Origin of the sequence: Limnospira fusiformis SAG 85.79, from assembly GCF_012516315.1 — a bacterium.
In the GTDB taxonomy this organism is placed as follows: domain Bacteria; phylum Cyanobacteriota; class Cyanobacteriia; order Cyanobacteriales; family Microcoleaceae; genus Limnospira; species Limnospira fusiformis.
The window spans coordinates 1,945,931-1,968,889 of record NZ_CP051185.1; the positions used below are offsets into that span (position 1 = coordinate 1,945,931).

At 43.5% G+C, this 22,959-nt stretch carries 17 protein-coding genes and 1 pseudogene; 5 read left to right on the forward strand and 13 right to left on the reverse strand.

The genetic code is table 11. From position 1 onward, the window contains the following. Positions 1-49: 49 nt before the first annotated feature. A complete protein-coding gene (locus HFV01_RS09240; protein ID WP_071829354.1) occupies positions 50-268 on the reverse strand; it encodes a hypothetical protein in 219 nt (72 codons plus the stop codon). A 19-nt stretch (positions 269-287) separates the two neighbouring features. Between HFV01_RS09240 and HFV01_RS09245 the strand changes: the two genes are divergently transcribed. Then, positions 288-1,892 (forward strand): Hsp70 family protein, encoded by a 1,605-nt coding sequence (locus HFV01_RS09245; RefSeq protein ID WP_193521033.1) that lies wholly within the window; start codon positions 288-290, stop codon positions 1,890-1,892. A 109-nt stretch (positions 1,893-2,001) separates the two neighbouring features. Here HFV01_RS09245 and HFV01_RS09250 read toward each other — a convergent pair whose 3' ends face one another. The 9 genes and pseudogenes from HFV01_RS09250 to HFV01_RS09290 form a co-directional block, all read right to left on the reverse strand. Then, positions 2,002-2,562: a PPC domain-containing protein gene (locus tag HFV01_RS09250; protein WP_193521034.1), complete on the reverse strand. Its 561-nt coding sequence runs from the start codon at positions 2,560-2,562 to the stop codon at positions 2,002-2,004. 67 nt (positions 2,563-2,629) lie between these two features. Next, entirely contained in the window at positions 2,630-4,105 is a 1,476-nt protein-coding gene (locus tag HFV01_RS09255; protein WP_396442700.1) for a trypsin-like peptidase domain-containing protein, read from the reverse strand. 168 nt (positions 4,106-4,273) lie between these two features. Next, the gene (locus HFV01_RS09260; RefSeq protein ID WP_006624857.1) at positions 4,274-4,804 is read right to left on the reverse strand and encodes a PD40 domain-containing protein; all 531 of its coding nucleotides are present in this window, start codon (positions 4,802-4,804) and stop codon (positions 4,274-4,276) included. Then, positions 4,801-5,430, reverse strand: coding sequence for a TolB family protein (locus tag HFV01_RS09265; protein ID WP_006668204.1), 630 nt, complete (start codon positions 5,428-5,430; stop codon positions 4,801-4,803). Before HFV01_RS09265 ends, HFV01_RS09260 begins: the two co-directional genes overlap by 4 nt. After that, positions 5,399-6,223 carry a Ycf66 family protein gene (locus HFV01_RS09270; protein WP_008052258.1) on the reverse strand — a complete coding sequence of 275 codons (825 nt, stop codon included), beginning with the start codon at positions 6,221-6,223 and terminating at the stop codon, positions 5,399-5,401. The genes HFV01_RS09265 and HFV01_RS09270 overlap by 32 nt, the downstream gene beginning before the upstream one ends. A gap of 18 nt (positions 6,224-6,241) precedes the next feature. Further along, a pseudogene (locus HFV01_RS09275) lies at positions 6,242-6,630 on the reverse strand (zinc ribbon domain-containing protein); the annotation flags it as partial. A 285-nt stretch (positions 6,631-6,915) separates the two neighbouring features. Beyond that, on the reverse strand, positions 6,916-7,542 hold the full coding sequence (locus HFV01_RS09280; RefSeq protein WP_006624861.1) for a cytochrome c oxidase subunit 3: 627 nt from the start codon (positions 7,540-7,542) through the stop codon (positions 6,916-6,918). An 84-nt stretch (positions 7,543-7,626) separates the two neighbouring features. Beyond that, the gene (ctaD, locus tag HFV01_RS09285; RefSeq protein ID WP_006624862.1) at positions 7,627-9,384 is read right to left on the reverse strand and encodes a cytochrome c oxidase subunit I; all 1,758 of its coding nucleotides are present in this window, start codon (positions 9,382-9,384) and stop codon (positions 7,627-7,629) included. A gap of 67 nt (positions 9,385-9,451) precedes the next feature. Continuing rightward, on the reverse strand, positions 9,452-10,489 hold the full coding sequence (locus HFV01_RS09290; protein WP_006668207.1) for a cytochrome c oxidase subunit II: 1,038 nt from the start codon (positions 10,487-10,489) through the stop codon (positions 9,452-9,454). Positions 10,490-10,603: 114 nt separating this feature from the next. On the opposite strand from HFV01_RS09290, the gene HFV01_RS09295 reads away from it, so the two are divergent. From HFV01_RS09295 to HFV01_RS09305, 3 genes are all read left to right on the forward strand, one after another. Beyond that, positions 10,604-11,539 (forward strand): COX15/CtaA family protein, encoded by a 936-nt coding sequence (locus HFV01_RS09295; RefSeq protein WP_006624864.1) that lies wholly within the window; start codon positions 10,604-10,606, stop codon positions 11,537-11,539. Positions 11,540-11,625: 86 nt separating this feature from the next. Continuing rightward, positions 11,626-12,600, forward strand: a complete 975-nt coding sequence (locus tag HFV01_RS09300; protein ID WP_006624865.1) for a heme o synthase — start codon at positions 11,626-11,628, stop codon at positions 12,598-12,600. Positions 12,601-12,678: 78 nt separating this feature from the next. Next, positions 12,679-13,773 carry a tetratricopeptide repeat protein gene (locus tag HFV01_RS09305; protein WP_006668208.1) on the forward strand — a complete coding sequence of 365 codons (1,095 nt, stop codon included), beginning with the start codon at positions 12,679-12,681 and terminating at the stop codon, positions 13,771-13,773. Here the strand turns inward: HFV01_RS09305 and HFV01_RS09310 are convergent. The 3 genes from HFV01_RS09310 to HFV01_RS09320 form a co-directional block, all read right to left on the reverse strand. Further along, on the reverse strand, positions 13,754-15,712 hold the full coding sequence (locus HFV01_RS09310; protein WP_008052254.1) for a diguanylate cyclase domain-containing protein: 1,959 nt from the start codon (positions 15,710-15,712) through the stop codon (positions 13,754-13,756). The two genes, HFV01_RS09305 and HFV01_RS09310, sit on opposite strands and share 20 nt — an antisense overlap. Before the next feature lie 530 nt (positions 15,713-16,242). Next, a complete protein-coding gene (locus HFV01_RS09315) occupies positions 16,243-17,379 on the reverse strand; it encodes a sensor histidine kinase (protein ID WP_006624870.1) in 1,137 nt (378 codons plus the stop codon). Next, positions 17,372-21,388: a GAF domain-containing protein gene (locus HFV01_RS09320; protein ID WP_318286226.1), complete on the reverse strand. Its 4,017-nt coding sequence runs from the start codon at positions 21,386-21,388 to the stop codon at positions 17,372-17,374. The genes HFV01_RS09315 and HFV01_RS09320 overlap by 8 nt, the downstream gene beginning before the upstream one ends. Before the next feature lie 153 nt (positions 21,389-21,541). Between HFV01_RS09320 and HFV01_RS32050 the strand changes: the two genes are divergently transcribed. Beyond that, positions 21,542-22,933, forward strand: coding sequence for an AAA-like domain-containing protein (locus tag HFV01_RS32050; RefSeq protein ID WP_438861259.1), 1,392 nt, complete (start codon positions 21,542-21,544; stop codon positions 22,931-22,933). Positions 22,934-22,959 lie beyond the last annotated feature (26 nt).

A 22,959-nucleotide genomic window follows, 5' to 3' on the forward strand; every position in this document is an offset into this window, starting at 1 on the left:
TCAAGTTCTTGTTTTCGGCAACTTTTTCACAGAAACATCGGCTTTTTCCTTATGGGGTGGCTTTGACCAACTTTTGGGCGACTTCTGCAACCTGATAACTTTCTATATCCGGGATATTCCCAGGAAGTTTCATCTGTCGGGGAGATGTATTTTTCCCACTGAGTGAAGAAACCCCGTTTCTATCAGGGTTATGGGTAAATACGGAAAGATGTCGGTAGTAACTGGGTTTCTGAAGCCGATCGCATCTATAATATGAATAGCCCTGCATCCACAGTCAAAAACCCGCGATGGCATCATATAAAATCGGTCTGGACTTCGGCACCACCAACTCCACTATATCCTACCTGGAAAACGGCGAACCGGTCGCCTTTAAATATGGCGGACAACAATCAATTCCCTCCTTCATCGCCTACGAAGACGACGGCTATATCGACATCGGAAAAGCGGCTAGACAAGCAGCAGCCAACGACCCGCAACTAGAAAGTTACGGTAACTTTAAAATGGACTTGCCGCTAACGGAAAACTTTGCCAATAATTACTCATCCCAACATACCCCCATCACCGTTACCACCGACTACCTGCGACAACTCCTCCTCTTCCCAGAAAATACCTACAGCTTCCGCCGCCAACAGGGGGAAATCGAGGGTTTGGTGGTGTCGGTGCCGGAAATTTGGCAGCGAGATATCTACAACCGGGGACGGGAAAACCTGCAAACTTTAATTGCCCAGAATTTGGGACTAGAAAAACAACTGATTCAACTGGTGAGTGAACCGGTGGCAGCCGCCGCCTATTACGCCTGGGAAACCCAACGCCGACACCAACGGGAAAATCAGGAACCTTTCCAAGGTAATCTCCTCGTTTGCGATATGGGTGGGGGAACTTTTGATGTCAGTTTGTGCCGCCTTTATGGAGACAAAAAGGTTGAGGTTTTGTACTTCGACGGAGAAGGCGATCGCGGTTTAGACTCAGCCGGGGTAGCCTTCGATCGCCGTTGTGTTATCCAAGCCTACCAACAAAAAAACCGCACAGAACCCGACCTCCACAGCCAGGAATTTATGCACCTCCTACAGACCTTTGAAACGGTCAAAATCGAGGGGCATGACCGATACACCAGAAAACTCAAAAACTACTGCAAAAGCCCTTCAGACTTCGCAGAAGCCACGCTCTATAGCTTTTCTAGTGGCTATACCATCACCAACGGGCAAGTTTACCAAGCCTTCCAGCCGATCGCCGAGGGAATTTGCCGAGTATTAGAACGGGTAAATCAGTGGATGGCTAAACATCAGCAAGAATGCGATCGCATTTTTTTAGTGGGGGGATTTTGTCAGTTTTACCTAGTGCAAAAAACCATCCTAGATGCCCTAAAAATAACGGAGACAGACCCCCGAGTTGATAATGATTTTAACCTGATTCAGAGTGCCTTTGCCATTTCCTACGGTGCTTGTTTAATCGCCAATGGTTTAGTCCAACCCAGCGAAACCTACATCCACACTATCGGTATTGTGGTGGATATAATCACGGCTTCTATGGAAGTAGAAAAAACATTTATTCCCATCATTGAAGGAGGCACAAATTTAGACGACCTCGCCTCGGTATGCTTGGCGAATATCCCCCCTCTGGAAGCATTCCACGACACCCCAGAGGTGATATTAGGGGTGATTCCCCAATCCAAGGGACCAATTTTTAAAAAGGTTTTACCGGATACGGTCAAACTCCCAATCAGCGCCACCTCAGAAAAATGGCGGGTGGGAATGCGGGTGAACCGTTCCCAAGTAGCTTATTTGGCGATCGTCTCGGTGGGGGGAAAGCGAAAAGTTGAATATGAACTGGGAAATATCATCGCGCAAATGTTCCCAGGTTTTGTCATGCGTGAGGACGAATTTATCAACTGATTACCGAGGAAATATGGCGGTTTTTTTAGGCTACCCAAAAACTCTGCCACCAGGGGAGGAAATACCCCCCTAGGGTTTAAGTGCTATTCAACCGGGGATTAATGGGATTTTATTCAACTTCACTGACCCGCAACTGATAACGACCACGTCCAGTAGCATCATAGGAGTTGACAATCACCCGATAGGTTCCCGTTTCCGGTAAGGTAATAATGATGCGTGAATTGGTGTTAGTTTCATCAATATCATCATTTTCTTCCAGCAGTTCATCTTGGGGATTAAACAATGCTAAATAGGTGTCAAACTCAGAACTTTCCAGGAGAATCTTAACCCTTTTCCCAGCCTCCCCAAAGAAAGTATGTTGATGGAATAAACTACCATCAGTGGGCAAAACTGGATCGCCATCTCTCAGTTCCCCCTCTTCCAACAAAATAATTTCTCCCACGACAGGTTCTGTATCTTGCTGGGGTAAAGACTCCGACTCGGGGAGGGGGGTATCAACGGCATCAGGTTCCATACCTTGAGCCAAAGAAGACTCTGAGGGAGCGAAAGAAGACTCTGAGGGAGCGAAAGAAGACTCTGAGGCGATCGCAGAAGAAAAAGGCAGTAGAATCGAAATGGGCAGAAGTGCGAATAGACTGGTGGCTGTAGCCGCGAAAACTTTAATAAGCATAAAAGACCTCAAACAACAAATTAGATTGACCAACCACCAACAGAAACAGTTTCCTCAGCATCAAACCTTATATAGAAACTTCACGAACTGTCAGCAGGTACTGACCACGACCGGTACTATCAAAAGCGTTAACCACGACTCGATAAGGACCAGTAGCAGGGAGAGTCACGGTCAGGCGGGAATTGGTATCGGCATTACTGATATCATCATTTTCACCAACCAGGCGACCATTGGGACCAAACAGCGCCAAATAAGTATCAAAATCAGAACTGGTTAGATCAATTCTCACCGATTGACCGGCCTCTCCATCAAAACTATACTCACGGTAAAGACTACCATCAGAAGGAAGTACAGAAGCGCTGTTAGGGTCTAACATTCCCGATTGACGCAAAATGACATCATCAGAAGAAGAGGGTAACTCGGAACGGCGATCGCCTGCAACCCGCAACCTTAATCGATAGTTTCCGGTTTCTCCAGCCTGGTAGGAGTTAGCCAGCAGGGTATAAGTGCCAGTGGCAGGTAATGTCACCTCAATGCGGGCATTGGTATTATCGCCCCCATCATCATCCTGAGCCAATTCATTGCCATCAATATCGAGTAGAATCAAATAGGAGTCGAAATCATCACTCATCATGTCGATGATTACCCGCTGACCTCGCTGCCCATCAAAAGTATAAAGATTGTAAAAACTGTTATCAACGGGTAGAACATTAGCACCTTCTGCTAGAACTCCCCTAACCTCCTGACCGTCTAATGATAAGTGTTTGGCATCCTGATTGTTAAACATAATCGGACGCTGTTGCTGGGCGGTGCGGGGGGCGCGTCCTTCTTTGGCGGCTTGCAAAAATGGGGGTACATTGTCTACGGAAATGGCAAAACCAATGCCAATATTGCCACCTCCACGACCTCTAGTAAAAATGGCGGTATTCACGCCAATTAATTCCCCTTGACTATTCAGCAGGGGTCCGCCAGAGTTACCTGGGTTGATAGCAGCATCAGTCTGAATTAAATTCCGTTCCTGGTCAATGCGGCTGACAATGCCGACGGTAAAGGTATTTTGGAATTGACCGAAGGGATTACCAATGGCAAAGGCCCTTTGTCCTACTCTGACGGAACCGGGTCTAGCAATGGGAATGGTCGGCAAATTTCTAGCATTGCGAATCCTCAGCAAAGCCAAATCTAGCCCATTCTCGCCATAAGCAACTACATCGGCAACCATTTTACGACCATCGGCAAGTGTTACCTCTACCTGACCGCCTTGGGAGACAACATGGGCGTTGGTAAGCACCATACCATCTGCGCTGATAATTGCACCGCTACCATTAGCTTTATCTGTGTTGATGGAAACTACAGCAGGACTGGCTGTTTCATAAACCCGGATATTCGTTTGTTCCTCGATATCGGAAGCGATGAGAATAGGAGAGGACTCTGGTTCGGTGATGGGGGAAATGGCACTAGCTGGGGCTATATTCAGACCTAGGCTGGTGCTAAGAGTTAAAAATCCAGATGTTATAATATTTAAGAATATATGCTGGTTCATCATGACTGTTTCCCTGATCAGGTATTTGGCTGTCAACTAGGGTGGGGGTTATGCTATTGATTGGATTTTTCTGGGGGAACAAAATTTAGAGCGATCGCTACTTGGGGGAAAATTACCACTACCTTCTAGTTTGACATACTCTACCCAAAACCCGGAAACTCTACCGGGAGTTTAGGGTATATTTAGGGCTTGACCGTATCGGTTATACACGACAATATCCCACTGCCCATTGAGACTAGACTCGAAAGCAATTACACTGGCATCAGCGTTAATGGTGGGATGGCGTACTTGAGCGTTGAGGCTGTCGGTCAGGTTTCTGAGTTGGCGGGTGTTTCGGTTATATAAATAAATATCTGATTGTCCGCCACGGGTAGAATTGAAAACAATATAATTCCCGTCGCTGGAAATGGCGGGTTCTGAGGCGATCGCATCTATGGAATTTAAGCCGGGTAGATCGATAAATTCGGCTTGTTGGCGATCATAAAGATAGATGTCTTGACGACCTTGGCGATCGGATGCGAAAACTAGATAATCAGAAGATATCTGGGGGTTCATCTCAGAACTGGGAGAGTTTACACTGTTTCCGCTCTTGTCGGGGGGTAAATTTAACAGTCGGGGATAGCCACCACAACCGCTAACCATTCCCACACAAATTACTAATAATCCGATTATAAATAGACGTTGGTAATATGGGTTGATCATGATTCAGACAAAGAGGTTTCTGTGTCGAGTTCAATATTCGGACCGCGATCGATAATTTCAATATCCCACTGACCTCGCCTAGATCCCTCAAAGCTGATATAACGACCATTAGGGCTGATGTGAGGATGTCTGACAGCACCTCGATATCCACGGGTGAGCATTTCTAATCGGTAGGTAAGGCGATCGTATAAGTATATATCAGCACGGCCTGAGTCATTGGCGCTATAAACTATATAACGCCCGGTATAACTTAGACTGGGGCTTTCCATTACTGTTAGCGATCGCCTCAATTCTAGCAAGGTTTTATAGCTACGTCGCCGCAGGTCATACAGGAACAATTGATTTTGACCTTCTCGGTTAGACACAAATGCCAAAAAACGACCGTTTCCACTTAATGCGGGTTGCTCATCGGTGGCTATGCTATTGATAGCACCATCAACCATAGAAGAATTGATGGCTACTGAACTACAGCCCACCATGAGCGCCTGAAACAGCAATAAAACCGCCAGGACGAATTTCGCCCTACCAGTCCCCTGACTCCGCCGCCAGGGAAATATTTTTCCCCACAGTCGGCTTTTAGAGTATTGGAAAATCCTAGTATTCCCCAGAGCGGTTGTAATCATCATCTGAGTAGTCTACTGGACGATACTCTACATAGTCGGTGGTCGCCACATCCCTCCGGTCTGGTCGATTGGCGGCTCTGGAAGACCGAGAAGACCGACTTCTGGGGGGTGATGGTTCATCTGTATCTGAGTAGGAGTATCCCACACTCTCAGCGCCGCTGCGGTCTACTGATGCAGGTCTACTGCTGCGAGTCCGACTCGGGCGACTATCGGTTTCTAGGTCAGATTCCCAGCCGTCTGATCTGGGTCTGCTGCTACGGTCGGGCGCAGTTCTGGGGCGCGATTTGCTACGTTCTACGGAACTATTGACGGCGCTACTACTGCGACGACTACTTGGGCGACGACGCTCCGATTCTGTATCATACATATCGGATTTGGAGGGGCGAGAATCTCGGCTTCCGCGAATTTGACGAGCCATGGGGGCGTACTCTTCGACGGGTTCGATTTCATCTAGTTCTGCATCTACCCGATAAACATCACTTACATAGCGATCGTCATCGACAAAAGATGCTCGTTCCTTAGCCTTAGTTGTCGCGACTCCCCGTAGTTTAATACTTTCGACTGCAAAGAAAATAGCAGTCCCAGTTAACATAAACTGACCAAAAGCCAGAATCGGGTCAAGTCTCCATCCCTGAAACAGAAGAATCCCGCCACAGAGTAAACCAACTGCAGCGAAGAAAATATCATGATCACGAGCTAACTTCGGCTTCCACGAACGGAGAAAATATAGCGCGGCACCAGCCACGGCTAGGACAATCCCTAGTAGGCTGCTCCAGTTCAATCCTAAATTGACCATTATCTAAATCTGATACATTTACGCGACATTTTTCCGGTTGTTCCCGGACAATGCGACGATAGCACTATTACCCGTTAAGGTAACAGAGGCGGTATCCCGCAAAGCTTTTCGAAAGATTCCAAAAGCACCGTTCCAGTCCCGTGGTAGAGTGAACCCGCACTCCGGACATCGGAACACTTTTGAGCCACCTAGCTGGGAATGGACACGACCACAGTGAGTACAGGTTTTGCTGGTGTATTCTTCGGTCACATCTACAACTGTTCAGTTATTTCCCCTTGATGTCTCAGGGTTAGTTTGAATCGATAATGCGCCCATGTCAGCATGGCGCGGGCAGTCTTAGACCTGATTAGACGCTTCACCTGACTGGCCATATTGGCAGTCTCGAAGGTGGGCCAAAAAATCCGGCTGTGTTATGGGATGGTCAGGGATGCGACCCAATCAACCAAGGGGTTGAAGTCCTCACCGGGTAATTATTTCGCCCATTTCAGCTCTATTTCATACCCGAAGGTCTCGCACCCATACTTGGTATTGTAGCGCATCGCCCTAATTGGTTCAACTAATCTGCGATTAAATTAAGCTCCAGCTTCAGCCCTATCTTAACTAAAACGACGAAAATCGCGCTAGGTGAGATCCAATAATTAAAAAAACCCCTGTAATGGGGGTTGACAAAATACATTAACTGTGCTATAGGCTCACAGCAAATAAAGCAGGATAAACAGAATAATCCAGATGACATCAACAAAGTGCCAATATAGTTCTGCGGCTTCGGGGCCAAAGTGGGAATCTTTGGTGTAGTGTCCATCTTTGGCGGAACGTACCAACACGCCACTAATGAGGAGAACGCCGAAAGTTACGTGCAAACCGTGAAAGGCAGTTAACACATAAAAGCAACTGGCGTAAAGGTTAGTAGTTAACCCAAACTCTAAGTTACTGTATTCATAAACCTGACCAGCCAAAAAGATAGCGCCCATGATAGCAGTGGCGGCGAACCAGACCCGTAAACCGGCTTGGTCATCGTTTTTAATGGCTTTGTTGCCGCGATTCATGACAAAGCTACTAGAAATCAGGATGAGGGTATTAATTCCGGGTAAGAGTAGTTCCCGTTCAATGCCTTCTGGGGGCCACTGTGCGGACATGGCGCGATAAATTAAATAAGCAGAAAACATCCCTAGAAAGATCATGCTTTCTGCGACTAGGAAAACGACGACCCCTAGAATACGATGATCTGGGTGTTCCTCATGGTGCTGCCCTGAAGAAGCGATCGCCTCTGTAGCTAAGTTGGTAGTAGTTTGGGACTTGTCAACTGATGTAAATTGCATGAAATTCTAATCCAAGTTGTGTAATACAAACTGCTAATCACGGCCGAACTTGAGAGGAAGTCCGACCGCTTAAATTAGGAATTTCTAGGGATGATTGTCAGAATCAGAATCCTGGATATCTCCTAGTAATGATGAAGACTGCGCCTCGGAAACGGGAACCCCGATTTCTTTATTGCGGGGGGGTACACCACTAGCCATTTCTTTGAGACGCGCACGAATTGACAAGGTTTTCTTCATACCATAGTCGTAGGGTCCAGTTCTCAATACTGGGGTGGTGTGGAAATTCTCAATGGGGGGAGGAGAAGAGGTCATCCATTCCAGGGTTAAAGCATCCCAGGGGTTTCCGGGTGCTTTGGGACCTTTTAGCCAACTCCAAACGGCATTGATGATAAAGGGAAAAGTAGAAACCGCCAGAATGTAAGTACCAATGGTACAAACCACATTGAGTTCTGTAAATCGGGGGTCATACATGGCAACCCGACGGGGCATTCCTTGCAGTCCCAAAATGTGCATGGGCATAAAGGTCATGTTAGCGCCAATTAAGGTCAGCACAAAGTGAACAATACCCCAATTTTCATTCATCATGCGCCCGGTCATTTTGGGGAACCAGTGGTAAATTCCGGCAAAAATACCAAATACTGCGCCGCCAAATAAGACATAGTGAAAGTGGGCCACGATAAAGTAGGTGTCGTGGACGTGGATATCAAAGGGTACGGAAGCGACCATGACTCCTGTTACGCCACCAATGACAAAGGTAGCAATAAAACCCATGGCGAACAACATGGCGCTATTGAGGCGGAGTTTGCCTCCCCAAATGGTGGCCAGCCAACCAAAGACTTTAATTCCGGTGGGAACGGCGATGATCATGGTGGTGATCATAAAGAACATCCGCAGCCAACCGGGAGTCCCGCTGGTGAACATATGGTGCGCCCAGACAATTAAGCCGAGGAAACTAATGGCGAGACTAGAATAGGCGATCGCCTGATAACCAAAAATCGGCTTACGCGCATGAACGGGGAGAATATCGGAGATCAGCCCAAAAAAGGGCAGAATCATGATGTAAACCGCCGGGTGTGAGTAAAACCAAAATAAGTGCTGGTAAACCACAGGGTCGCCGCCTCCGGTGGGGTTAAAGAAATTGGTTCCCGCCAATAGGTCAAAGGAGAGCAAAATCAAGGCGGCGGCGAGGACGGGGGTGGAGAGTAAAATCAGGGCGGAAGCTGCTATCATTGCCCAACACATAAGGGGCATATCATTTAGCCCCATGGTGGGTATACGCATTTTAAAGATGGTGACGGAGAAGTTGACGGCTCCTAAAATTGATGAGGTTCCCAATAGCAAAATACTGAGAATCCAAATTTCTTCGCCGACTTTACCTGTCACTAAACTGAGGGGAGGATAGGAGGTCCAACCCGCTTGGGGCGCTTCGATGAGGAAACTGGCTAATAATAGCAGTCCGCCGGGGGGAATTAGCCAGAAGGCGACGGCGTTAAGTTTCGGAAAAGCCATATCCCTGGCTCCAATCATCAGCGGAATTAGATAATTGGCAAATCCTGCCCCCGCCGGGACGATCCACAGGAAGATCATGATCGTTCCGTGGACGGTGAATAGACTGTTATACATTTCTGGATCGACCAGATCCGGGTCGGGGGTGGCTAGTTCGGTGCGGACTATACCAGCCATAAACCCGCCAATTAGATAAAAGATAAAGGAGGTGACCAGATATTGAATCCCGATCACTTTATGGTCGGTGCTGAAGCCGAAAAAGTCCAGAGGGCGACGTTCTCCCTCTTGGTTACTCATGGCTGAGTCGCCTGTGATGTTTATTTGTGCTTGAGCCATATATCAAACAGTGAAAGGGTTAACCTGAGTTGGGGCTATGTGTTCAGGAAATGATGAGATTTGGGCGCTAAAGTCCGACAACCCCATGGTGATGTCGCAACTGTGCGATCGCATTATGCTGCTCAATCCCCATTTGTGCCACATAAGGGGCGAGAAATTCACCCTCGGACATATCCCTGGGATTAGTGGCTACGGTGGGTTGTTGGTCTGGGTTGTTAGCAAAGCTATTTTCTGCTACCCAGGCTTCAAATTCTTCGGGGGTATGAACTACCATTGCTGTCCGCATGGCTCCGTGATAACCGCCACAGAGTTCGGCACAAACTACATTATAGGTTCCGACTTGGTTGGCTGTAAACCTCAGTTCGGTTGTGCGTCCGGGGATAGCGTCTTGTTTAAGGCGGAGTTCAGGAACCCATAAGGCGTGAATCACATCTTGGGCGCTGATGTTTAATTGCACTTCCTGACCAGCGGCTACATGAAGTTCGCCGGAAATTACCCCTTGATTTTGATAGTTAAAGATCCAGGCATATTGAAGACCATTAACATCAATAGTTATATCGGCAGGTGAGCCTATTCGTGAGGGAGATGCACCAATCCCTAGGGAGATTTGCTGACCTCCTGGGGTGATATCTTCTGCATCATATAAAGAAGCGGCGATCGCTGCTCCCGACATCTTAGCGTGATCCGCCATGGAATGGGAACCCGATGCCATAGGGTCTAGTCCCCCCATTTGGTTATATATGTCGAAACTATAAATTCCGATCCCCAAAACGATAACTGCTGGAATTGCCGTCCACACAATTTCTAGGGGAATATTGCCATGAATAGGGGGGCCGTCGGTATTGTCTCCGGGACGGCGACGGAACCGAATTAAGGAGACGACTAAAGCCCCCTCAACTAATAGCACCAAACCAAAGGCAATGGTCATCATCAAATCAAAAAGTTGATCGACCTCTGCTGCTTCGGGAGAAGCTGCTACAGGTAATAAGTCATGGTTCTGACCATACCAGAGGCTAATCAGAGTAATGGCAATCCCGACTAACAAAGTCCAGATTGAGCTAGGAATGTTCACGAAAACCCCCTGCTGTAAAAGTTCTATCGCCATCCTATCTTACAGCAATTGACCAAACTGCACAGATGACCCAGGGCGGCGGAGAGTGAAAGTTGCACAGTTGGGGCAGATAAGTCAAAATTATGCCATTGACTAGGTGTGAGACTCATGACCAATACTGTCTATCAGACTGACCAAATCTCAACCCAACAACTTCCTCAAGAAAAAATTCGCCGCCTGGTGTGGAAGCTATGTATCGCTACTTGGCTACTGATGGCTGTTGGTAGTGCTACTAGGGTGATGAATGCCGGATTGGCTTGCCCGGATTGGCCTTTGTGTTATGGTCAACTGGTTCCTACGGCTCAGATGAATTTGCAAGTTTTCTTAGAATGGTTTCACCGACTCGATGCCGGCCTAATTGGTTTGGGTACAACCTACTTAGTGGGTTTATCCTGGTGGCATCGACAACATCTTCCGGGCTGGATGCCTTGGGCTTCTACTTTCGCCCTGTTTCTGGTGGTGTTTCAGGGGGTTCTCGGTGGTTTGACTGTGACTGAACTATTGCGGTTTGATATCGTTACGGCTCATCTGGGAACTGCGTTATTATTTTTCTCGACCCTAATGGCGATCGCTTTTACTCTGATGCCTTATCAGGGAACTGGTAATGCTGGATATTTGCCCTGGGTGAGTCTGGCTGCTGCTGTCCTGGTATATCTCCAAAGCCTCTTAGGTGGCTTGGTCGCTTCTCAGTGGGCTTTGCATCAGTGTTTTGGTGCTTCTCAACTGTGCGGGGTGATGAATGGTCATATCCTGGGAGTAGTCCCGCCTACTTTGATGACTCTTTTTGTGGTGACTTTAGCTAGGCGTACTTCTGCCCTTAATCCGATGATACGACGATTGGCATTAGGGGCGGGTCTTTGTGTGATTGCACAAATTTTGTTAGGTGTGGCAACCTTTAAGCTACATTTACAGGTTGAACCTCTCACGATCGCCCATCAGGGCATGGGAGCTATACTATTAGGCATTTTAGTCGCTCTCACTGTTTTGGGATGCCGCGATCGCCAAGTGTCTCCCCAGGAAAATCGCCGATTTTTGGGGATATAACTCGATTTAATTGACCAAGGACTAGGGCCATTATCCCGGAAATATGGGCTCGGTGTTCTGATTAACTACTCATAACCAATTGATCCATGCAAGAGATTATTCAGACTAACTCATCTCGACACCACAATAACCCGCTACAAGTGCTGAAAAGCTACTATCAACTTACTAAACCTCGAATTATTTTGTTATTGCTGATTACAACGGCGGCGGGAATGTGGTTGGCTGCAGAAGGGGAAGTTGATCCTCTGCTGCTGTTGGTGACTATGGTGGGGGGAACCTTAGCTTCTGGGGCTGCTAATACCATTAACTGTCTTTACGACAGTGATATTGACTATATTATGGAACGTACCCGCTGGCGGCCTATTCCTTCGGGACGGGTTAAGCCTCGCGATGCCATGATTTTTGCGATCGCTTTAGCGATTGCTTCTTTTACCCTCCTAACTGTTTTTGCTAACCTCCTGGCTGCTTTATTGGCTATGTCCGGTATTGTCTTCTATGTGGCAATTTACACCCACTGGCTGAAGCGCCACAGTACCCAAAATATTGTCATTGGCGGCGCAGCCGGGGCTATCCCTCCCCTGGTAGGATGGGCAGCAGTTACCGGAGATTTGAGTTGGGCCGCCTGGTTGCTGTTTGTGATTATCTTTTTATGGACTCCTCCCCATTTTTGGGCCTTGGCTATTATGATCCGCGATGAATACCAGGATGTCGGTGTCCCTATGCTGCCAGTTATTGAGGGAGATGAACTCACAGCACAACAAATTTGGATTTATAGTCTGGTTTTGATTCCTACCAGTCTGTTATTGGTTTATCCCCTCCATACCAGTGGCTGGGTTTATGGGGCGATCGCTTTGGGGTTGGGGGCAGTTTTTCTCCAGAAAGCCTGGGAATTACTCCAAACTCCCCATAACCGTGATGTGGCGCGATCGCTATTCAAGTATTCTATTCTGTATCTGATGCTACTCTGTGCGGGTATGGTGGTTGATAGTCTCCCTGCTACCCATGAGATGACTATGGCTGTCGCGCACACTTGGCAAACTTGGATGGGAGTTAATAGTTGACAGTTCACCGTTGACCGTTGACAATTGATTCATTCCCCTATTCCCGACCTGACCGGGGGTAGGGGTTTTTGTCCTGATATGAAAGAAATTGATCAAGTCGTCGCCGCCTTGGAGAGTCAAGACTATCGAGAGGCGGCGAAATTACTTAAAAAATTACAAAAGGAATCGCCCCAAAATCCCTGGGTACAGTTTTATATCGGACGCTGGTATGAGGCGACCGATAAATTAGCGTCCGCTGAAAAGGTTTATCGAAAATTACTGAAAACTACCACCAATCCTAAAGTTATTGACCAGGCGCGTCAGGGGGTCAAGCGGTTAGAAGCTATTGAACAACAACGCCGCCAAAATGCGATCGCAGATGCTAAGACTAATCCCCGCAATTGTGAACCGGGAGTTTTGATATTAGAACCTATTGCGCCAGAAGATAAGCCAGAGGCTGCCAAAACTTTGGCACGGATTCTCAAAACTGATGCCTATAGCGCTCGGATGCAGTTACAAAGTAAAGGATGGCGACTTTATAAGACTGGAGAAATGGGAGAGTTGGGGGTGTATGGTCAAGAAATGCGATCGGCTAATATTCCCGTGTTTTGGGTGTCTTTAACTGACCTGGAAAAATTGCACGTTTTTCGGGTCTGTTATGTGCAATCTCTGTATCCACAATTGGGGGTGGTTTGTTTGGATGAAAGCGATCGCCTGGGAATGTTAAATTTGAATTGGTCCGAAGTTAGCCACCGTGTCGAAGGTTTATTACCTTTATTTGCCGAAACTATGGATTATGATCCTCGCCGCAGTAGAGGCGATCGCTTTCGCCACAAGGAAGTTACCCAGGACTATGCCAAAATCCATGATCTGCATTTACCAGGTCGTCATTCCATTATCAGGTTTTGTGATGTCACATTAGATTTTCATCAGGGTATTCAGTTGTCAACAGCCGAAAATAAACAAACTTCACGTCTTCAGTGGAATAGTTTATTAGATAGGTTTAATCAAAACCTGGACAATATACCAGTCTCGTCAGAATTTACCGCTTTTGCTGAAACCGTCTTGGATTATACACAACTTCTCAGTAGGATTAAATCTTATATCGATTTAGAACGACAGTCCGAGACTCCCTGGGACCCAGCCTTTCAGCTTTATAGTGGCTTGCTTTTTCTTAAATGGTCTCAGCATTAGCAATTATGCAATTACGGCCTTTACTTTTCGCTTCATAAAGCGCAGCATCAGCTAGTTTAATTAATGATTCTGGACTGCGATCGTGATTGGGGACTTGACAAGCAACCCCCAACGAGAGAGTCACATAGCCGGAAACCTCCGATTTCTGATGTTCAATTTCTAGGGCTCTGATCTGATGTTGAATTTTATCAGCTACCTGTAATGCTCCCTTAATCCCAGTATTAGGTAATACTATCACAAATTCTTCCCCGCCATAGCGACTAGCAAGATCCGTAGAACGTTGGGCACAATTTTCTAAGATTTTCGCAATTTGTTTAAGGCATTCATCCCCCATCTGGTGGCCGTAGGTGTCATTATAGGCTTTAAAAAAGTCTACATCACACATAATCACAGATATGGGTGCAGTTTCCCTTAATAACCTTTGCCATTCCCTTTTTAAGTGCAGATCGAACTGTCGCCGATTCGCCACTCCGGTTAATCCGTCTAGGCTGGCTAGGCGTTCCAATTCTTGATTAACTGTTTGCAATTTCGCGTGTAATTCTCCCTGTTGAATAGCTACAGCAATGGGAGTAGCAATAGACCGCAACGCTTCGATTTCCTCCGGTTGCCAACCTCGGGTATTATCGCACTGATGAATGACCAGTAAACCCCATAAACAATTGGGGGATTCAGTTGGCTGTGACCGCAAATCTGGGTGGCGATGAATAATCGGTAAAATGAGCTTAGACTTCACTTGTAACCCATCTAATTTATTCCGTAAATTGATGGGAATATTGGCTTTATCAACATTAGATATAGACCAAATTTTTAGATAATTAGCAGCAGCCATCTCCGTGATAACTTCCGATAAACCAGAGTAGTTAATTGTCGTTCCTAACAAAGGTTGCCAAGGGGGGGATACTGACTCCATAACTACCCGATAATTGCCATCATTTTCTAGGCGATAAATTAAAGCGCGATCGCTCACAAGAAATTCCCGAATTTGATTAACAGTACATTCTAAAACTTGTTCTAAATCTATACATTCATGAAGGCTTTGGACAATTGCCCTTAACATTCTTTCCCGTTCCGCATGACTCCATAGTTCTTGTTCTGCTTCCTGACGTTCCGTGATATCTGTGGAAACTACCAATAAATATGGGGTTTGACCATCATTACCAATTAACGGTATTTTGTTGGTCTGAAACCAACGAACTTCTCCATTATTTAACCTGACGGGTTCCGCGGCAATTAGTCGCGGTTTACCAGAAGTCATAATTTCGCGATCGCTTGCCAAAATATAATCATTGTTATACTGCTTATGATTCAAGTCTGAATGGGTTTTGCCCATCATATTATCTACAGTAGTTTCATATAAATTCGCCGTGGCACGATTAGCCAAAGTAAACCTTCCATCCCAATCTTTAATAAAAATCAGATTGGGATTAGCATCAATTACCATCCTTAGTAAAGCCCTTTGTTTTTCTAAAGCTAACTTCGCTATTTCCGATTTATGACTTTCAAAATTTAAACCTAAATCCTGTTCTTTGATTTGGTGTTTCTGACGCTGTAGAGTAATTTGATATCCTATGCGTTTCAGCATTTCTTGTTCATGGAAAGGTTGGGTGAGATAATCCGCCGCACCCACATCAAAAACCGTATGCTTATTCAACAAATCACCCCTGCTTTCCATGATAATAACTGGTATTTTTTGAAATTTTGCTTTCGATTTTAGCCAATTACATAACTCATAGCTATCTCCATCATGTAATTTACTGTCTAACAGAATTAAATTTAATGGCCATGATTGAATGGCATTATAAGCTGGTTTTAATCCTATAACCAGATGAACTTCATATCCATTATTTTGCAAGATACTTTGTGGTAAACTATGATTATCATTTCCCACATTTCCGGCAATCCATAGGATTTTACTTCGGTCTTCCATTAACTGATTCATAAGTCACCCTACTCAAAATCTAATAATTAGCCAAAATCCAGATTTTGAGTATCGCGGAAAAACTTAAATGGCGATGTCTATCAACCCAGATTTTTGGTCAAATTGTTGGCAGTTTACTCAACACAAAAGAAATGGGTTTCAAACAAACACCTTTGGCTTTTGATAAATTTGACAATCCATAATATATATAGTATTCCCAAAATCGATAGCATTATTACAGTGTCACATCCCAGAATTTGAAAAATAGATAAGTAAGTAAGACAGAGAGGACGGCTAGATACAGATATTGATCGAAAAAGCTGTCAGAGATTCGGCCCACTTGCGGCACATTCCTTGTAGCGCTATCAAGTATTAGGCAATTTTTATTAGCAAAAAATGTTAGAAAAAGCCAATTTCTTAATAAACATTTGAGATTGTTTGTGGTGGCTATTAAACCGAAGTCATTTAACATTTCAATACTGGCATAGGCTGTGTGGGGCTGTCAATAGGGTAGTTGCAATCACCCAATGGTCTTAACAAAATGCAACTATTTATTTAAATTTGGGGAAAGTAAAGTAAAACTGTGTGCCGACTCCGGGGTTGGACTCTAGCCAAATTTTGCCCCCATAGCTTTCAATGATTTTTTTACAAATGGATAAACCGATACCTGTACCGGGATACTTTTTGAATGTATGTAGACGGGTAAAGATTTTAAAGATATTCTCAAAATCTTTCGATTCAATACCAATACCATTATCAGCACAACAAAATATCCAGTTAGTGTCAGTTTCTTGACAGGAGATATTGATTGATGGTGCTAAATCATCAGAACGATATTTAATGGCATTACTAATGAGATTTTGGAATACTTCTGTTAGATGAATATGATTAGCTTTTATTTTGGGAAAATTATCATATTGAATAGTCGCATTGTTTTTATCGATTTCCAATCTTAAATCTATCAGTATCTGGGCTAATAATTGGTTGCAATCAATTAATTCTAAATTAGGAGAATGTGTATCACAACCACAATAAATCAATAAATCTTGAATCATCGTTTGCATCCGAATTGACGCATTAATAATATGATTAACATATTCTCTAGGTTTTTCTCTCAATTCATCATGACATTCAATCTGGAGTAATTGAGCAAAAGCCTTTAAGCTAGTCAGAGGTTGCTGTAGGTCATGGGATACCACAGAAGCAAATTGTTCAAGTTCCTGATTAGATCTGAGTAGTTGTTGATTTAGTTGTTCTAGGCGTGCATTTTGTTCGGCTAGTTGTCGCTTTTGGCGCACAATAGTAAGTTGATTTTCAACCCTAGCCAAAATTTCCAGTAATTCAAAAGGCTTAGAAATATAATCAACCCCTCCCACATTAAAGCCTTTCACCTTTTCTGATACATCTTTAAGCGCACTTAAAAAAATGATAGGAATATCCTGAGTTTCGGGTTGTTCTTTAAGGATTTTACAAACCTCATAGCCGTTTAAATTAGGCATCATGATATCCAGTAAAATCAAATCTGGGGGGTCAAATAAAGCTACATTTATGGCTTGTTTACCGTTAATAACCCGCCGAACATCATAACCATTTTCAGTTAACATGGTAAATAAAAACTGTAAATTTTCGGGTTTATCATCGACAATTAAAATATCTCCTTTATTTTGATTAACTGCTACATTATTCATGGGTATATGGCTCCATTAAATCAATAATTTGGTCAAAGTAAAGATGATTAACATACCAAGTTAAAGCTTGAATAATTACCGTATTATCTGGAGGAATTTCAGCAATTAAATCCCTAAGTTGAGACTCCCTAGCTGCCATAGCTGCTCGATAGAACTGTTGAATCCATTGATGGTCTAAAATAGCAATATCCTTTGTAGTTAAGCGAGGAGGCCCTAACTGAGTTGAGGAACGAGAGTTAGAGATAGATTTTGCATAAATATAGTTTACCCCAAGATTGACACTAATGCAATCAAGAAGGGTTTTAATATTAAAAGGTTTATGAATTAAGTCATTACAGCCTGTCGCCAGAATTGACGATCGCTCTGACTCAAAAGCATGAGCGGTAATGGCAATAATGATGGTAGACTGACCCTGTGGAGTTTGTCTAATCTGTTGGGTAGCTTGATAACCGTCCATCACTGGCATTCTCATATCCATTAAAATTAGGTGTGGATGCCACAGTTGCCATAAATCCAAAGCCTGTTGACCATTTTCTGCTTCTTGTATTTGAAAACCCAAGGGAGTTAAAATATTAACTAATAGTTGGCGATGGTTAAAATTATCTTCTACCAATAAAATCCGATAATTTGGTTGATTAGGAGCGAGATTAATGCAGCTAATATCATCGATAGTTAATTCTTCTTCTGGGAGATATTCGAGGTCAATATTTTCGGAGTTAATCACTTCAACGGGGAGATTAAACATAAATTTTGCCCCACCATCTACCACACTAACAATGGTAATTTTGCCCCCCATTAAATTAACATATTGCTGAGAAATTGCTAAACCCAGACCAGTACCTTGTTGATGTCTGCGACCCACATCGGTTTGTACAAATGGTTGAAATAAGCGTTCTTGTTCGTCGGGAGTAATACCAGGTCCGGTATCTTCTACCTCAAAATAAAGTTGGCTAACAGAGCTAACAAATGATCCGCGCAGGGTGACATAACCAGCATCGGTAAACTTGATAGCATTATCTAGTAAATTGACCAAAACTTGCCGAAGTTTTGATTCATCAGTTTTGACATAATCCGGAATATCTTGATCTAACTGTATATCCAGAACTAAATTCTTAGAACTTGCCTTAATTTGGAGCATGGTATTAATCCGTTCTAGCAAAGTTCTCAGGTTAAAATTGGTGGGATTTAAGGTTACTGTTCCCGCTTCTATTTTGGATAAATCCAGGACTTCATTAATTAGGGATAATAGATATTTTCCTGATTGTTGGATAATTTGTAGATAGTCTTGTTGTTGGGAAGTTAGACCGGAATTTTGCCCTAAAAGTTGGGTAAAACCCAGAATAGCATTGAGAGGAGTACGCAGTTCATGGCTCATATTAGCTAAAAATTCGCTTTTGGCGTGGTTGGCGGTGTCGGCGGCTTCTTTGGCTTGTTGAAGTTGGGTAAATAATTCGGCTTGGTAGATAGCAACTCCTAACTGTCGAGCAATTTGGGTTAGCAATTTTACTTCATGGTGGAGCCATTTACGGGGTTCTTTTTGGTAGGTGGCTAAGATACCCCACAGGGTTTCGCCTACATAAACAGGAACTCCTAAATATGCTTGAATATTTAGACTCTTTAATAATTTAATCTGACTAGCAGAAATGCCACTATCTTGGTGACTGTCAGCCATGATAACTTGACCCGCTCTCAGATGCTTGACTACCAGTTTAATATGGGGAGTTTCTTGGTTCTTTTTCGCGGATATAATTCGCAAATCTGGTAATAATAAATGGTGGTAGTAATTGTCAGGGTTATTGAATTGATGAATCACGACGCTATCACATTGTAAAATTTGTTGTACATCTTTGGTAGTATTGTCAAAAATCCGATCTAGTTCTAAGGTTTGACTAATCTGTTGAATGAGTTGGGTAATTGCCATTTCCCTGACTAGGCTTTCTCGCAAGGCTTCCTCGGCTTGAGTTCGGTCATTTAATTCTACTTGTAACTGATGATAAAGTTCGGCTTGGTAAATAGCGATCGCCAATTGGGTTGCCAATTGTTTAAGAAGCTGAATTTCCCAATTTGCCCAGTTTCGCAGACGTGCTACATGATGGACAATTAACAGACCCCATAAATTATCTCCCTGATAAATTGGTACAGAAATCCGAGATTTTGCTTGCAGATTAAAGGAATAATGCTGCGGATAAAAGGCTCTAAGATTAGCATCATCATCATAGATAATTAATGGTTCTTTTTGGCTATCTTGTTGACCATGATTATACAAATAATCCTGATATTTACAGCCCCGAATTGTCTCAATTCCTGGCACAATTGATTCATGGGTAACAGTGGCTAAGTTTTGGTCATGACAGCGGAGAATCAACACCCGATCTAAGTTAAGTAAGTGACGCAACTCATTAACTGTATTTTGCAGAATATCATCAAGATTGAGAGATTGACTAATATGGAGGGTTAGTTGATAAAGAAGATGCTCTCTTTCCGCCTGTTGGCGTAGGTGTTCTTCGGTTTTTTTCCGGTTAGTAATATCTTCAGCAATGCGAGCAACTCTAACCACATCACCGCGCTCATTCTTAATAGGGAAAGCCCGATCGCAAATCCACAAAACATCACCATTAGGTCTAAATATGCGATATTCTATAAAGCTAGATTGAGCATATTCTTGGTCGGAAAAATTGACGATTACCGACTGTAAATCATCAGGATGTACTGCTTCTAACCAGGAGCCAGGATCATCATAAACACTCTGACAACTACGACCCCAAATTTTTTCGTAGGCTGGACTGATATAAAACAACTTGTCTCCCCTAGGACTGGTCAGCCAGAAAACATCTTGAATATGATTAACTACTTGGCTAAATCTCTCTTCACTTTCCTGTAGAGCTTCTTGGGTTTTACATCGCTCTGTAATATCCCGAAAACAAACTACATAAAACGGTCGTTGTAACCACTCAGTTTCAGCCACAGTCATTTCTACCATGACCAGTCCCCGTTTGGGGTTAATAATTCCTAATTCTGCTACATTTCCCACGGTTATTGGTAATCCCAAATGGTGGTTAATTAACTCTTCTGAAGTGCGCCCAAATAAATTTAATCCGGCGGGATTAACCGCATGAATTATCCCTTGGCAATCTACCATTAAAATACTGTCAGAAATACTATTAAAAATTATTTGTAAACGAGCTTCGCTTTCTTGCAGTTGGGATTCTATGAGTTTGTGGGAAGTAATATCTTGGGCGGTTCCTAAGACTTGTACAGCCAGACCATTGGCATCTTTGGTAAATGGCACTTCTTGCGATCGCAGCCAGCGATAGGAGCCATTTTTATGGCGTAGGCGGTATTCAATATCTAAAACTTCACCCTCTGATAAGGCTGAAACTTGCTCTAATATGGTTTCTAATATAGGTAAATCATCGGGGTGGATCTGCTCCCAATAAAAGCGATCGCCCAAATTGTGTAAATCTTCTGGTGTCAAACCAAGTATCTTAATTAATTGTTGATTTACATAAATATTTTTCAAGCTTTTGACATCATAAATATATATCAATTTTGGAAAACTATTAATTATGGTTTTTATGAATTTTGGGTTGTGATATAAATGGGTAATATTACAATTTTCTGCGGAGCAGTCAATTGGGGGATTATGGGCTTTACCTAAAGCTAAACTTAATCTTAGCGATCGCTCTATTTCCTCAAGAATAAGTCGATTTTTGGGCAGATAATCTGTAGCACCCATATTCAAAGCAGCTAGACCCGCCTCTGAGTTGTCAACTAAGGCAATAACTGGGATAGGTAGTACCCGATGAATCCAATCTGGGAGGGAATATGTAGTATAATCGATAATATAAAGATGATATTCAGGGAAATTATACTCTAAGGACTCCAAGGCGGGGGAGTATCGCTCTAATTTAACAGAAAGCGATCGCATAAATTTTAGCAACTGTCGGAGTTGGCCTTCGTAAACAGGATCATTTGTTACCAGGAGAATATTAAAGGATCCGTAGTTCATAACATTCTCAGCTTCTCTTGAGTAATAGTTGACAGGAAAGATCTGCGAACCCCAATTCACCCCAGAGTTATGGATAATTACCATTGTACCAGTATTTATACCAATATATGGTTTCTGATGTCACCCAGATTTTGGGGGTCAAACTGTTTATACATGATCAACACCTTAGTATATATTATGATAATTACTATGAACGGCAAAGCCTTACCTATTTTAGATATGGAATTTGAGTACCCTAATGATCCTGTACCCCTGAATTCACCCTTTTATATTGATCACCCGTCTATTGAAGAACTAGCCTACCGAGAAATACAGAAACCGGGAAGTGTGATCCGTATTCGTGCGCCTAGGAAAATGGGTAAAAGTTCTCTGTTGCAAAGAATCTTGTCTTATGGTAAACAGAATAATTATTATATAGTCAACTTAGATTTAAGACAAACTGAAGCCTCAATTTTATCAGATCTGAAACGTTTTTTGCGGTGGTTTTGTGCTAATGTCGGTCATTTCCTAAATTTACCATCTAGGTTAGATGACTATTGGGATGAAGATATCGGCAGTAAAGTTAGCTGTACAATTTATCTAAAATACTTGCTAAATTTAATCGACTCACCTCTGATTATAACCATTAATGAAGTTAACTATCTGTTTGAGTATCCCCAAGTGGCGGGGGAGTTTTTGCCGATGTTGCGCTCCTGGCATGAGGAAGCCAAGCAATCGGAAGAAATGCAAAAATTGCGATTAGTTATGGTACATTCAACGGAGGTTTATATTCCCCTAAAATTAAATCAATCTCCCTTTAATGTAGGACTCCCGATCCGACTGCCATTTTTCACACAAGAACAGGTGAAAGATTTAGCTAAACGTCATGGGATAGAGGATACTGATGGCAATTTAGTCACGTCATTAATGGATATGGTGGGAGGTCATCCCTACTTAGTTAGGTTAGCTTTATATCATCTGGTAGTCACCCCAGATAATGATAAAAAAAGCATAAGCGATCGCCTCCAAAAAATTATCAGCGAAGCCTATACTCAAGGGGGGATTTATCATCAACATTTGTGCGAACAATTAGCGATTCTTAAAGACCAAGCAGAACTATTACAAATTTTACAGTTGATTGTGATGTCTAATGACGGGATAATAGTCGAACCCATTGCAGCTTATAAATTGGAGAGTTTGGGGTTAGTCAGGCTAGAAGGAAATCAAGCGATCGCCAGTTGTCAACTCTATCGCCAGTATTTTCAAAGCCTGTATGAAAAAGGAATATTTAATGAATATTCTCGCCTGCATCAACTAGAAGCTATGAATCAGCAACTGGAGAAACTCGCCAATATAGATGATTTAACTCAAGTCCCCAATCGTCGTTTTCTGTTTTCATCTTTAGAAAAACAATGGCAAAAACATAGTTATACAGGGGAAGTTATTTCGATAATTTTGTGTGATATTGACTGCTTTAAGCTGTATAATGATACTTATGGACATATTGCGGGGGATAAGTGCTTGCAAAAAGTCGCGAAAGTTCTCCAATCTAGTCTTCATCGTTAAAGCCTCAGTGATGACGACTACCAATT

Coding starts and splice junctions, on each gene's coding strand:
- HFV01_RS09240 (WP_071829354.1), bottom strand. CDS start 268: ATGCAGGGCTATTCATATTATAGATGCGATCGGCTTCAGAAACCCAGT.
- HFV01_RS09245 (WP_193521033.1), top strand. CDS start 288: ATGGCATCATATAAAATCGGTCTGGACTTCGGCACCACCAACTCCACT.
- HFV01_RS09250 (WP_193521034.1), bottom strand. CDS start 2,562: ATGCTTATTAAAGTTTTCGCGGCTACAGCCACCAGTCTATTCGCACTT.
- HFV01_RS09255 (WP_396442700.1), bottom strand. CDS start 4,105: ATGATGAACCAGCATATATTCTTAAATATTATAACATCTGGATTTTTA.
- HFV01_RS09260 (WP_006624857.1), bottom strand. CDS start 4,804: ATGATCAACCCATATTACCAACGTCTATTTATAATCGGATTATTAGTA.
- HFV01_RS09265 (WP_006668204.1), bottom strand. CDS start 5,430: ATGATGATTACAACCGCTCTGGGGAATACTAGGATTTTCCAATACTCT.
- HFV01_RS09270 (WP_008052258.1), bottom strand. CDS start 6,223: ATGGTCAATTTAGGATTGAACTGGAGCAGCCTACTAGGGATTGTCCTA.
- HFV01_RS09280 (WP_006624861.1), bottom strand. CDS start 7,542: ATGCAATTTACATCAGTTGACAAGTCCCAAACTACTACCAACTTAGCT.
- ctaD (WP_006624862.1), bottom strand. CDS start 9,384: ATGGCTCAAGCACAAATAAACATCACAGGCGACTCAGCCATGAGTAAC.
- HFV01_RS09290 (WP_006668207.1), bottom strand. CDS start 10,489: ATGGCGATAGAACTTTTACAGCAGGGGGTTTTCGTGAACATTCCTAGC.
- HFV01_RS09295 (WP_006624864.1), top strand. CDS start 10,604: ATGACCAATACTGTCTATCAGACTGACCAAATCTCAACCCAACAACTT.
- HFV01_RS09300 (WP_006624865.1), top strand. CDS start 11,626: ATGCAAGAGATTATTCAGACTAACTCATCTCGACACCACAATAACCCG.
- HFV01_RS09305 (WP_006668208.1), top strand. CDS start 12,679: ATGAAAGAAATTGATCAAGTCGTCGCCGCCTTGGAGAGTCAAGACTAT.
- HFV01_RS09310 (WP_008052254.1), bottom strand. CDS start 15,712: ATGAATCAGTTAATGGAAGACCGAAGTAAAATCCTATGGATTGCCGGA.
- HFV01_RS09315 (WP_006624870.1), bottom strand. CDS start 17,379: ATGAATAATGTAGCAGTTAATCAAAATAAAGGAGATATTTTAATTGTC.
- HFV01_RS09320 (WP_318286226.1), bottom strand. CDS start 21,388: ATGAACTACGGATCCTTTAATATTCTCCTGGTAACAAATGATCCTGTT.
- HFV01_RS32050 (WP_438861259.1), top strand. CDS start 21,542: ATGATCAACACCTTAGTATATATTATGATAATTACTATGAACGGCAAA.